This is a genomic window from Curtobacterium sp. MWU13-2055, from assembly GCF_023242305.1.
Classification (GTDB): Bacteria; Actinomycetota; Actinomycetes; order Actinomycetales; family Microbacteriaceae; genus Curtobacterium.
Map to the genome: position 1 here is coordinate 86266 of NZ_JALLIO010000004.1, position 12371 is coordinate 98636.

Annotated in this window: 9 protein-coding genes; 3 read left to right on the forward strand and 6 right to left on the reverse strand. The window is 67.8% G+C overall.

All coding sequences use genetic code 11. The features are described from left to right. Positions 1–60: 60 nt before the first annotated feature. Positions 61–1779 (reverse strand): ABC transporter family substrate-binding protein, encoded by a 1719-nt coding sequence (locus M4960_RS10555; RefSeq protein ID WP_248704206.1) that lies wholly within the window; start codon positions 1777–1779, stop codon positions 61–63. Between the two features lie 256 nt (positions 1780–2035). Between M4960_RS10555 and M4960_RS10560 the strand changes: the two genes are divergently transcribed. From M4960_RS10560 to M4960_RS10570, 3 genes are read left to right on the forward strand one after another with little or no spacing between them, the layout of a single operon-like run. After that, positions 2036–3016, forward strand: a complete 981-nt coding sequence (locus M4960_RS10560; protein WP_123938965.1) for an ABC transporter permease — start codon at positions 2036–2038, stop codon at positions 3014–3016. 3 nt (positions 3017–3019) lie between these two features. After that, complete coding sequence (locus tag M4960_RS10565) at positions 3020–3958, forward strand: ABC transporter permease (protein ID WP_123294113.1); 939 nt, start codon at positions 3020–3022, stop codon at positions 3956–3958. Then, positions 3951–6095 (forward strand): dipeptide ABC transporter ATP-binding protein, encoded by a 2145-nt coding sequence (locus M4960_RS10570; RefSeq protein WP_123294114.1) that lies wholly within the window; start codon positions 3951–3953, stop codon positions 6093–6095. The genes M4960_RS10565 and M4960_RS10570 overlap by 8 nt, the downstream gene beginning before the upstream one ends. 181 nt (positions 6096–6276) lie before the next feature. On the opposite strand, the gene M4960_RS10575 is transcribed toward M4960_RS10570, so the two are convergent. The 5 genes from M4960_RS10575 to M4960_RS10595 form a co-directional block, all read right to left on the reverse strand. Next, positions 6277–6783 carry a PH domain-containing protein gene (locus M4960_RS10575; RefSeq protein ID WP_248704207.1) on the reverse strand — a complete coding sequence of 169 codons (507 nt, stop codon included), beginning with the start codon at positions 6781–6783 and terminating at the stop codon, positions 6277–6279. Positions 6784–6845: 62 nt separating this feature from the next. Next, positions 6846–8588, reverse strand: a complete 1743-nt coding sequence (locus M4960_RS10580; protein WP_123294116.1) for an ABC transporter ATP-binding protein — start codon at positions 8586–8588, stop codon at positions 6846–6848. After that, on the reverse strand, positions 8585–9535 hold the full coding sequence (locus M4960_RS10585; RefSeq protein ID WP_173169490.1) for an ABC transporter permease: 951 nt from the start codon (positions 9533–9535) through the stop codon (positions 8585–8587). Before M4960_RS10585 ends, M4960_RS10580 begins: the two co-directional genes overlap by 4 nt. Then, positions 9525–10454, reverse strand: coding sequence for an ABC transporter permease (locus M4960_RS10590; protein ID WP_111084968.1), 930 nt, complete (start codon positions 10452–10454; stop codon positions 9525–9527). Before M4960_RS10590 ends, M4960_RS10585 begins: the two co-directional genes overlap by 11 nt. A gap of 226 nt (positions 10455–10680) precedes the next feature. Next, positions 10681–12306, reverse strand: a complete 1626-nt coding sequence (locus tag M4960_RS10595; protein ID WP_173169489.1) for an ABC transporter substrate-binding protein — start codon at positions 12304–12306, stop codon at positions 10681–10683. Positions 12307–12371 lie beyond the last annotated feature (65 nt).

Genomic DNA, 12371 nt, shown 5'->3' on the forward strand with positions numbered 1-12371 from the left:
ACGACACCCCCGACGTCGTGCGACGTCGAGGGTGTCGTTGCTGGTCGTGCGACCGCGGGACTACTTGGAGTAGCCCACGTCCTGCCACTTGACCGAGGACTGCTGGAACTGCGCGGGCCCGTAGTTCACGAGGTCCTTGCGCACCCCCCAGGCGTACGGCTCGGCGAACAGCGGGATCGTGCCGGCGACGGCGACGATCTTCTTGTCGATGGCCTGCGCGTCCTTGATGCGGGCATCCGGGTCGAGCTCGCCGTTCGCCTTGTCCCATGCCGCGCCGAGGGAGTCGTCCGTCACACCGGTGTAGTTCTGGCCGGCGTCGGCGGGGTAGTAGATCGACTTGAGCGACGAGATCGGGAACGGCGTGCCCTGCCACGCGAAGTACGTGGCGTCGAAGTCACGGCCGTCGGTGGTGATGTACTTCGTGAAGAAGTCATCCGAGGGCACGGTGTCGATCGTGACCTTGAAGCCGGCGAGCTTCGTCTGCTGCTGCACGAGCTGCGCGACGTTCGCCGAGTTCGGGTTGTCCGACGGGATCACGAAGCGGACGTCGAGTTCCTTGCCGCCCTTGGTCGCGTAGCCGTCCGAACCGACCTTCCAGCCGGCGTCCTCGAGCTTCGACTTCGCCTTGTCCGTGCTGTAGCCGTAGACCGACGAGACGTCGTCCTCGTACCCCTGCTGACCCGGCAGGTAGACGAGGTTGTTGAGCACGTCACCCGGGCTCTTCACCGGCGACAGGATCGCCTGGGCGAGGACCTTGCGGTTGATGGCCTGCGCGAACGCCTGGCGCACGTCCTGGTCCTTGAAGACGTCCGAGGTGCCGTTGAGCGTGATCTGCCGCTGCGTGGTGCCGAGCGAGCGCTCGATCTTCGAGTCGGAGCGCGAGTTCGCCGTCTTGAGGTTGTCGGCGCTGCCGTTCAGGTTGAACGCGTCGAGTTCCTTGTTGCCGTACGCCTGCGCGACACCGTCACGCGAGACCGTCTTGAAGACGATGGTGTCGAGCTTGCCCTCGTCGCCCCACCACTTCGGGTTCTTCTCGAACGTGAGCACGCCGCCGTTGGCGTCGAAGGACTTCACGATGTACGGGCCACCGGAGACGTAGGTCTTGCCGTCAGCGGCGTACGGACCCTTGGCCCAGGCGGTGTTGAAGTGCTCGGGGGTGTCGACGGCCCAGTACGGGTAGATCGCGGTCAGGACGCTCGCCCAGTCGGCGTTCGTCTTCGAGAACGTCATGATGACGTCCCGCTCGTCCGAGCCCTGCTTGACCGAGTCGACGTCCTCCCACACGTTGGTGGCGAGGGGTGCGAAGGCCTTGTTCGTGCCGTTCAGCGCCTTCCAGTTGGCGATGACGTCCTTCGCGCTGATCGGGGTGCCGTCAGACCACACGGCCTTCGGGTTGATCTTGATCTCGACGGTCTGGGGCGAGTCCTTGGTCAGCTCGACCGAGGTCGCGTAGTCCTTGTTCGCCTCCCACTCGCCGTTCTCCTTGAACTGGATGAAGCCCGGCAGGTACGCACCGGAGATCGTGTTGTCGTCGACGGTCCCGGAGTCGAGGTTGCTGATCTGGAAGTTCGCCGGTGCGGTGTCGATCGGCAGGGTGATCGACCCGCCGTCCTTGACGTCCGCGCGGTCCGCGACGGTCCAGCCGGTCGACTTCAGCGTCGACTCGGCGACTGCGGAGCTGCTGTTGCCCGCCTGTCCACCGCCGGAGCAGCCGGCCAGCACGACGGCCGCAGCCGCAGCGGTGGCCAGCACGGCGATGCCCTTGATCCTCTTTCGCATGGCGAGGATTCCCTTTCGTTGTGGTTCGCGCAGTTCGCGCTGGAACGCGACGACCCCCGCCGCCACGCCTGTTGGTTGAGAACCCTAGTCACATCCGAAGGCTCCACAAGGGTTGATGTGGGGAATCGAAACATGCTCGTAACGAATGTTGCATAGCGTCACAACGGAAGTCCCACCCCTCCGTCGCGAGCGGCTAACCTGTCGCCACCGACAACGCCGTCCGGACGGACGGCCGCACCCCACGAGGTCCCAGTACATGCTTGCCTTCATCGCAAAGCGGATCGTCAACTACATCGTCCTGACGATCGTCGCGACGACCCTCGGTTACATCCTCGCCAGCAGCACGCTCAACCCGGCAGCCCGGTTCCTGGGCCGCAACCCGGCCGTGCCGCAGGGCACGATCGACGCGTCCCTGCGGAAGCTCGGTGCCGATCCGGACACCCCGCTCATCGTCCGGACGTGGACCTGGTGGTCGAACCTCGTGACGCACGGTTCGCTCGGCATGAGCACCCGCGGCACCGAGGTCACGGCCGACATCGTCGCCCGCTCCGGTACGAGCCTGCGCTTGCTGGTCATCGGCACCCTGCTCGGCGCGATCCTCGGGGTGCTGCTCGGCGTGTGGAACGCCGTCCGCCAGTACCGCACGTCGGACCAGGTCTCGACGTACCTGTCGTTCGCGGTGCTCGCCACCCCGACCTTCGTCATCGCGGTCGTCCTGATGATCCTCGCGACGGCGATGAACCAGGGGCTCGGCACCCAGGTGATCCGGTTCACGGGTGAGTACACGCCGGGGGTGAACGGGTTCTTCCCGGTGCTCGGCGACCGACTGATCCACCTGTTGTTACCCACGATCTCGCTGACCGTCGGCGCCGTCGCCACGTACTCGCGGTACCAGCGCTCCGCGATGCTCGACGTGCTGTCGAACGACTTCATCCGCACCGCGCGGTCGAAGGGCCGGACGCGTGGATCGGCCATCATGCGCCACGGCGTCCGCGTCGCCCTCATCCCGATGTCGACGTTCTTCGCGTACTCGTTCGGGCTGATCCTGACCGGCGCGAGCATCACCGAGCTGGTCTTCAGCTGGCACGGCATGGGCGAGTACTTCGTCCAGGGCATCACCAACAACGACATCAACGCGGCCTCGGGCACGATCCTCTTCACGGCGATCCTCGTGCTCATCGCAGGAACCCTCGCGGACCTGCTCTACGCCGCGCTCGACCCGCGAGTGAGGGTGTGACCCGTGTCTGTTCTCGACCCCACGACCACGACCACTGCCGGCGACCCCGGTGACGGCAACGCCGGCACCCCGGCGCACGTCATCGAGGTCAAGGGCGGCCGCACGCCGCTCTGGCGCAAGGTGTTCGGCACCTGGCGTGCCCGCATCGGTGGCGGCGCCCTGCTGCTCATCCTGCTGTGGGCCTTCGTCGGCCCGCACCTGTACCACTGGAACGCCGTCGACTCCGACGGTCTGGCGTTCGGCATGCCGCCGAGCGCCGCGCACTGGTTCGGCACGAACGACATCGGCCAGGACATCTACGCGCAGACGCTCGTCGGCCTGCAGAAGTCGCTGCTCATCGGCCTCATCGCCGGTCCGGCCGCCACGCTGATCGCCGGCATCGTCGGTGCGATCGCCGGCTACTTCGGCGGCACCGTGGACCGCGTGCTCGTGTGGGTCATCGACCTGCTGCTCGTGATCCCGTCGTTCTACGCGCTCGTGCTCCTCAGCCCGGTGTTCAAGAACCTGACGTGGGTGGCGCTCATCGTCGGTCTCGCGGTGTTCAGCTGGATGGTGATGGCTCGCGTCATCCGCGGCCAGACGATGTCCCTGCGCGAACGCGACTACGTCAAGGCCGCCCGCTTCATGGGCGTCCCCTCGTTCACGATCATCCGACGGCACATCCTGCCGAACGTGGCGTCCCTGCTCATCATCGACGCGACGCTCGGCGTCGGGGCCGCGATCCTGGCGGAGAGCTCGCTGAGCTTCTTCGGCTTCGGCATCCAGATCCCCGACGTCTCGCTCGGCACCCTGCTCGCCGCCGGCAGCCAATCCGCCGTCACCCGCCCGTGGCTGTTCGTCCTGCCCGCCGCGACCCTCGTCGCGACCGTGCTCTCGACCAGCCTGCTCGGCGACGCCCTGCGCGACGCCATCGACCCCACCTCCGGAGCCAACCGTGACTGAGCCGCTGCTGACCGTGTCCGACCTGTCGGTCACGTTCAACCCGAAGACCAAGCCCGTCTACGCCGTCCGCGGGGTCGACTACACGGTGGCCCCCGGCGAGTTCCTCGGGATCGTCGGCGAGTCCGGCTCCGGCAAGTCGGTGTCCTCGATGGCCGTGATGGGTCTGCTCCCGTCGTCCGCCCACGTCGAGGGCAGCATCCGCTTCGACGGCCAAGAGCTCCTGGGCAAGAACGACCGCGAGATGTCCCGCCTGCGCGGCGGCGACATCGCGATGGTGTTCCAGGACCCGCTGTCCGCCCTGACGCCCGTGTACACGATCGGCCAGCAGATCATCGAGGGGCTGCGACTGCACGACCGCTCCCTCACCCAGCACGCCGCCCGCACCCGCGCCGAGGAGCTGCTGCGCGTCGTCGGCATCCCGAACCCCGCTCGGCGCCTCGACGCGTTCCCGCACGAGTTCTCCGGCGGCATGCGGCAGCGGGCGATGATCGCCATCGCCATCGCGAACGACCCGAAGCTGATCATCGCCGACGAGCCGACCACCGCGCTCGACGTCACGATCCAGGCGCAGATCCTCGACGTGCTGCAGACGGCGAAGGACATGACCGGCGCCGCCGTGGTCCTGATCACGCACGACCTCGGTGTCGTGGCCGGCAACGCGGACCGCGTCGCCGTGATGTACGCGGGCCGCATCGTCGAGACGGCTCCGGTCGAGCCGCTCTTCCGCGAGCCCGTCATGCCGTACACGATCGGGCTCCTCCGCTCGATGCCGAACATGACCGCGGCCCGCACCGAACGACTCGTCCCGCTCGAGGGGCGCCCGCCCCTGCTCACGCAGAAGCCGACCGGCTGCCCGTTCGCCGACCGCTGCCCGGCGGTCATCGACGCCTGCCGCGACGGCGAGCCCGCGCTGGTCGAGCCGACCGTCCCGCAGAGCGGCGACAACCCGGTCCTGACCGGGACCGTCCCGACGATCGGCAACGGCACGCTGCTCGACGACCACACCGCCGCGTGCATCCGTCGCGACGAGATCGCGGCGGGCACCCTCGAGCGGTCGGAGATCTTCCCCCGCCCCGAGGACATCCCCGAGGCGGCGGTCGACCACGGCGACGACGTCGTGCTCGAGCTCACCGACGTCGTCAAGACGTTCCCGCTCACCAAGGGCGCGCTCTTCCGGCGGCAGATCGGCGAGGTGCACGCGGTCGACGGCATCTCCCTGACGCTGAAGCGCGGGCAGGTGCTCGGGTTGGTCGGTGAGTCCGGCTGCGGTAAGACCACCACGATCATGGAGATCCTCGAGCTCGCCGGCGCCCAGCAGGGCACCATCCGGGTGAACGGCGTCGACACCGCGTCGCTGTCGAAGAAGGACCGCCTGGCGATCCGCCGCGACATCCAGGTCGTGTTCCAGGACCCGATGGCGTCGATCGACCCCCGGCTCGACATCGGTTCGGTGATCGGTGAACCGCTGACGGTGCACGGGGTCGCGAAGGACGAGATCCGCCGCCGGGTCCGCGAGGTCCTCGAGCTCGTCGGGCTCGAGCCGAGCTACATCGACCGGTACCCGCACGAGTTCTCCGGTGGCCAGCGGCAGCGCATCGGCATCGCCCGGGCGCTCATCGTCGAACCGAAGATCCTCGTGCTCGACGAGCCCGTCTCGGCGCTCGACGTCTCGGTGCAGGCCGGCGTGATCAACCTGCTCGAGGACCTGAAGCACCGCCTCGGCCTGTCGTACCTGTTCGTCGCGCACGACCTGTCCGTCGTCCGGCACATCGCCGACGACGTCGCGGTCATGTACCTCGGCCGGATCGTCGAGTACGGCGACGGCGACAAGGTGTTCTCCGACCCGCAGCACCCGTACACGCGGGCCCTGCTGTCGGCCGTGCCGGTGCCGGACCCGTCCGCCGAGGCCGCCCGCGGGCGGATCCTGCTCGACGGCGACCTGCCCTCCCCCACCGAGCGCATCGACGGCTGCCGGTTCCGCACCCGCTGCCCGCTCTACCAGCTCCTCGACGAGGGCCGGCAGGAACAGTGCCGCACCGTCGACCCACGCCTGCAGGACGTGCACGGCCGCGGCGTCGCGTGCATCCAGACCGACCAGGAGCACCTGCTCACCGAGCGGGTCGGCGCGGTCGTCTGACGACGCTGGTCACGTTCACCGCTCCACATCGTGAGCAGGAATGGTCGGGTCCCGTTCGCGGACCCGACCATTTCTGCTCACCAAGCGCGGCAGTGGACGTGACCAGAGGACGGACGGGAGGCCCGGCACACGTCGTGCGCCGGGCCTCCCGTCCGTCTCGTGGTCGCGATCGCGAGCCGCGTCAGGCTCCCAGCCACAGGCTGAGCAGCGAGGCGGCGAGCAGCGCCAGCGCCGCTGCGCCGACCGCCAGGGCCGGCACGTCCCAGCCGCGCACGGCGTCGCCGTCACTGGCGACGGCACGCTGCTCAGCCCACCGGTCGAGCAGCACGGTCATCTCGTCCGGCTGGCGCAGCACGGCACGCTCGCCGCGCCGGGCCGGCTTCGGCCGGGGCAGCGACGGACCGCCCCAGCACTGCACGCGACGGCCGGCGACCGTCTCGATGACGATCTGCCAGCGGAGCTTGACGTCGGCGACCGCGTGCCACGGCACCACGGTGCGGCGGAGCGGGTTGACGACGGTGACGGCCGTGTCGTCGATGCGGATGCACGGGCGGTAGGTGAGCACCCACAGGACCCAGACCAGCACGGCGATCGGTCCGACGGCGTCGAGCACCACGATCCAGCTGCCGCGCACCGCCGCGTCGACCAGCAGGAAGAGGCCCAGGACGGCGACGAGGCCGGCCGCCACGGCGCCTCCGCGACCAGCGCGGAGGACGACGGGACGTCCGGCCTCGTTCGTGTCCAGCAGGATCAGCGTCCGAACTCGAACCCGGCGCCGGGGATGGCAGCCAGGAGGTCCTTCGTGTACTGCTCCTTCGGGGCGGCGAAGACCTCGTCGGTCGTCGCCTTCTCGACGATCTTGCCCTGGCGCATGACGCACACGTTGTCCGCGACCAGGCGGACGACCGCCAGGTCGTGCGTGATGAACAGGTAGGTCAGGCCGAGTTCGGTCTGCAGCTCCGTCAGCAGGTCGAGGATCTGCCCCTGCACGAGCACGTCGAGCGCGGAGACGGCCTCGTCGAGGACGATGACCTCCGGCTTGAGCGCGAGCGCCCGGGCGACGGCGATGCGCTGCCGCTGCCCGCCCGAGAGCTCGTTCGGGTAGCGGTTGACCATCGACTTCGGCAGCGCGACCTGGTCGAGAAGCTCGAGCACGCGGGCCCGGCGCGATGCCTTGTCGCCCACCTTGTGCGTGGCGAGCGGCTCGGCGATCGTGTTCCCGACGTTGTACATCGGGTCCAGCGAGCCGTACGGGTCCTGGAACACCGGCTGCACGCGGCGGCGGAAGTCGAAGAGGTCCTTGCCCTTCAGCGCGCCGATGTCGATGCCGTCGAACTGAACGGTGCCGCTCGAGATGCTCTCGAGCTGCAGCACCAGCTTGGCGACGGTCGACTTGCCCGAACCGGACTCGCCGACGAGCGCCGTGGTGGTGCCCTTCGGGATCGCGAACGACACGTCGTCGACGGCCTTGAGCTCGCGGGTGGCGAGGCTCTTGCCGCGCAGCTTGTAGATCTTCTCGAGGTTCTTCACCACGATGAGGTCCTCGGCGGGACGGTGCTCGCGCTCCTGCGCCCGGGCGATGAGCTCGGCGTCGTCGTTGCCGGCGTCGGCGATCTCGATGCGCTCGTGCTGCACCTTCGACTGGATGCGGCGGCTCGCGAGCGAGGGCGCCGCGGCGACCAGGCGCTGCGTGTACGGGTGCTGCGGGTTGGCCAGGATCTCCTTCGAGGGACCGGCCTCGACGACCTGGCCCTTGTACATCACGACGAGCTTCTCGGCCCGCTCGGCGGCGAGGCCGAGGTCGTGCGTGATGAACAGCACCGAGGTGCCGAAGTCGCGGGTCAGGCTCTCGAGGTGGTCGAGGATGACGCGCTGGACCGTGACGTCGAGCGCGCTCGTCGGCTCGTCGGCGATGAGCAGCTGCGGGCGGCTCGACAGACCGATGCCGATGAGCACGCGCTGTCGCATACCGCCGGAGAACTCGTGCGGGTACTGCTTGAGGCGGGTCGAGGCGTCGCCGAGGCCCGCTTCCTTCAGGACCTCGATCGCACGGTCGCGGACGGCCTTCTTGCCGGTGGCCATGCCGTTCGCACGGATCGCCTCCTCGACCTGGAAACCGATCGACCACAGCGGGTTGAGGTTCGACATCGGGTCCTGTGGGACGTAGCCGATCTCCTTCCCGCGGATCTCGGACATCTCCTTGTCGCTCAGCCCGACGAGCTCGCGCCCGTTGAACTTGATCGACCCGCCGGTGACCTGACCGGTGCCGGGCAGCAGCTTGATGATCGCCTGGGCGCTCGTCGACTTGCCGGAACCGGACTCGCCGACGATGGCCAGACGCTCGCCCTGCTCGAGGGTGAGGTCGACACTGCGCACGGCCTGCACGAGACCGGACTGCGTCTTGAAGCCGACCTGCAGGTTGCGGATCTCGAGCAGCGGGGCGCCGTCGGCGTTGGTGCGTCGGCCGGTGGGGTTGGTCAGCGTCTCGCTCATCGGCGGGCCCTCGCCTTCGGGTCGAGCGCGTCGCGCACCACGTCACCGAGGAGCAGGAACGCGAGCACGGTGATGGACAGCGCGGCCGACGGCCAGAAGATCGTCGACGGGTTGGTGCGGATCGACGTCTGCGCCGTGCCGATGTCGAGACCCCAGCTGAGGGCCGACGGCGGCAGTCCGATGCCGAGGAACGACAGGGTCGCCTCGGCCACGATGAACGTGCCGAGCGACACGGTCGCGACCACGATGACCGGAGCCAACGAGTTCGGGATGACGTGGCGCACGAGCGTCCGGAACCGGCTGACGCCGAGGGCCGCCGACGCCATGACGTAGTCGGCCTGCTTGGCGCTCAGGACGGCACCGCGCATGATGCGGGCGATCTGCGGCCACGCGAAGGCCGAGAGCACGAGCGCGACGGTGATCGCGTTCCGCGCGGGGATGACGGACATGATCACGATCGCACCGAGGACGGTGGGGATCGAGAAGAAGATGTCACCGATGCGGGACACGATCGTGTCGAGCCAGCCGCCGTAGAACCCGGCCAGCGCACCGATCACGATGCCGACGATGGACACCAGGACCGTCGCGACGATGCCGACGATGAGCGAGTTCTGGGCGCCCCAGATCACGCGGGCGTAGACGTCGGAACCCTGACGCGTGAAGCCGAGGATGTGCCCGGCCTCGGGTCCGCCGTCACTGTTGTCGAGGTTCGACGCACGCGGGTCGACGTGGGCGAAGAGCCCGGGGAAGACCGCGACGACGATGATCAGCAGGATCAGGATCGAGGAGATCCAGAACGTCGGGCGGGTCCGCATGGACTCCCAGGCGTCGGTCCACAGGGAACGGGTCTTCTCGTCCTCGTTGACCTGGTCGATCGCCTGCAGGGGCGTTTCCTCCAGCGGGGCGACGAAGTGCGTCGCCGAGCGGGGTGCGGCGTTACTTGGCATAGCGGATCCTCGGGTCCAGGACGGCGTAGAGCAGGTCCACCAGGAGGTTGGCGAGCATGAAGATGATGACCATCACGGCGACGAAGGAGACCACCGTCGGGCCCTCGCCGAGCTTGACGGCGCGGAACACCGTGCCGCCGACACCGTTGATGTTGAAGATGCCCTCGGTGACGATCGCACCGACCATCAGGTTGCCGATGTCGACACCCAGGTAGGTCACCACGGGGATGAGCGAGTTCCGGAAGATGTGCACGCCCACCACACGACGACGGGGCAGGCCCTTCGCGGTCGCGGTACGCACGAAGTCCGCCGTGGTGTTCTCCGCCACGCTCGCGCGGGTGAGCCGCACGATGTAGGCGAACGACACGGACGCCAGCACGATCGCCGGCAGGATCAGTTCGTCCCACGGCGCCTGCCCGGACACCGTGACCCGGAACAACCCGAGCTTGATGCCGAACACGTACTGCAGCACGAACCCGACGACGAAGGTCGGCACCGAGATGAGCAGGAGCGACACGACCAGGGCGGTGGCGTCGAAGAGCTTGCCCTTGCGCAGACCCGCGATGACGCCGACGACGATGCCGGCGACGGCCTCGAACACGAGCGCGAGGATCGCGAGGCGAGCGGTGATCGGGAACGCCGAGGCGAGCTGCTGGCTGACCGGCAGACCCGAGTAGGTCACGCCGAGGTCGCCGCGGAACACCCCGCCGATCCAGAGCAGGTACTGGACGATGAACGGCTTGTCCAGGTTGTACTGCTGGCGCAGGGTCTCGATGACCTGCGGCGACGGCTGGCGGTCGCCGAACAGCGCTGCGATGGGGTCGCCGGGCAGCGAGAACACCATGAAGTAGATGAGGAACGTGGCCCCGAAGAACACGGGGATGAGTTGCAGGAGGCGCTTGCCGAGGTACCAGAGCATCAGATCCCTGCCCGGTCCGGAGCGATGTCGATCAGGTTCATTGTGGTGAGGGGTGGACGTTCCGAGGGTCGGCACGGATGTCCGGTTCGGGCGGCGGCGCCCGATGTGGTGGGGAGGTGTTGCCGCCGAGGTACGGGGGTTCGAGGACCGTTGTGGTCCCCGAACCCCCGTCCGGTGGTCGCGAGGCAGGATACCTGCTCGCGCTTTGGTCTCTGGGAGACCTAGATCAGTTCTTGACCTCGATGTCGTAGTACAGCGGCACCGAGTTCCAACCGAACTTCACGTTGGACACGTTGTCTGCGTTCCAGACACCGGTGACGTTCGAGTACCAGAGCGGGATCTCCGGGAGGTCCTTGAACAGGAGCTCCTGGGCCTGGTCGAAGGCCTTGTTGCCCTCTTCGACCGTGGCGGCCGAACGGCCCTCGGCGAGCAGCTCGTTGTACTCCTTGGAGTCATACCGCGAGTAGTTGTTCGACGAGCCCTCACCCATGGTCGGGCCGAGGAAGTTGTACAGCGACGGGTAGTCGGCCTGCCAACCGGTGCGGCTGCCGCCCGTGAGCTTGTCGTTCGTCTGGAGGTCAAGGGCCTCCTGGAACGTCGGGATCGCGTTGCCCTCGGCCTTGATGCCGAGCGTGTTCGAGATCGAGTTCGTGACCGCGGTCACCCACGCCTCGTGCCCACCGTCGGCGTTGTACGTGATGGTGAGGGTGTCGTCGTACTTCGAGATCTTGTCGGCCTCGGCCCACAGCTTCTTGGCCTCGGACTCGTTGTAGTCCAGGACGTCGGAGCCGTCGAGGTCGTCGTTCCAGCCCGCGATGACCGGCGACGTGAAGTCCTTCGCCGGGGTGCGCGTGCCGTCGAAGATCTTGTCGGTGATCTGCTTGCGGTTGATGGCCATCGAGACGGCCTCACGACGGAGCGTGCCTTCCTCGCCCTTCCAGTGGTCGAGGTAGTACGGCAGGTAGATCGCCTGGAAGATGGCGGCCGGCTGGTTGACGTTCGAGTCCGGGAAGTCCGACTTGTACGTCTTGAAGGCGCTGTCCGGCACGGCGTCGAGGACGTCGAGGTTGCCGCCCTGCGCGTCGGAGTACGCGGTGTCCTGCGAAGCGTAGAACGTGATCGTCAGACCACCGTTCTTCGGCTTGCGCTTGCCCTCGTAGTCCTTGTTGGTGACGAGCTTGATGGACTGGTTGTGCGTCCAGGCCTTCTTGCCGTCGAGCTTGTACGGACCGTTGCCGATCGGGTTCTCACCGAACGCCTTGGTGTCGTCGTAGAACGAGGACGGCAGCGGCACGAACGCCGAGTAGCCGAGCGACAGCGGGAAGTCCGACTGGGCCGACTTCAGCGTGACGGTGAACTCGTCGTCGTCGACGACCTTGAGGCCCGTGAGCTCCGAGTCCTTGTCGGCGTTGTAGCCCTCGATGTTCTCGAAGAAGTAGCTGGCGCCCTGGGCGTTCGACTTCTGCGCGGCCCAGTTCCAGGCCTTGGTGAAGGACTCCGCGGTGACCTTCTCGCCGTTCGTGAACGTGTAGTTCGTGTTCAGCTTGATGTCGAAGGTCTTCGAGTCATCGGTGTCGATGCTCTTCGCGACCTCGTTGACGGACTTGCCGTCGGCGTCGTAGGACACGAGGCCCTCGAAGAGCGAGTCGATGATCTTGCCGCCACCGGTCTCGGTGGTGTTCGACGGGATCAGCGGGTTCTGCGGCTCGCTGCCGTTGGTCGTGACGATGCCGGAGGCGTTGGACGAGCCCGAGCCACCCCCACTGTTGCTGTTGCTGGAGCAGGCGGTCAGGGCGAGTGCTGTGGCCCCGAGCACGGCGAGGGCTGTGAGCCCGGCGCGCTTCTTGATCAAGGTTCCTCCTGGTGCATGGGACGCGCAAGGGCACAGCGGTGTCACCCGGGCGCGTTTGACATCTG

Excerpts from the sequence above, each read along its gene's own strand:
- M4960_RS10585 (WP_173169490.1), bottom strand. The coding sequence starts at position 9,535 with ATGCCAAGTAACGCCGCACCCCGCTCGGCGACGCACTTCGTCGCCCCG.
- M4960_RS10555 (WP_248704206.1), bottom strand. The coding sequence starts at position 1,779 with ATGCGAAAGAGGATCAAGGGCATCGCCGTGCTGGCCACCGCTGCGGCT.
- M4960_RS10560 (WP_123938965.1), top strand. The coding sequence starts at position 2,036 with ATGCTTGCCTTCATCGCAAAGCGGATCGTCAACTACATCGTCCTGACG.
- M4960_RS10590 (WP_111084968.1), bottom strand. The coding sequence starts at position 10,454 with ATGCTCTGGTACCTCGGCAAGCGCCTCCTGCAACTCATCCCCGTGTTC.
- M4960_RS10580 (WP_123294116.1), bottom strand. The coding sequence starts at position 8,588 with ATGAGCGAGACGCTGACCAACCCCACCGGCCGACGCACCAACGCCGAC.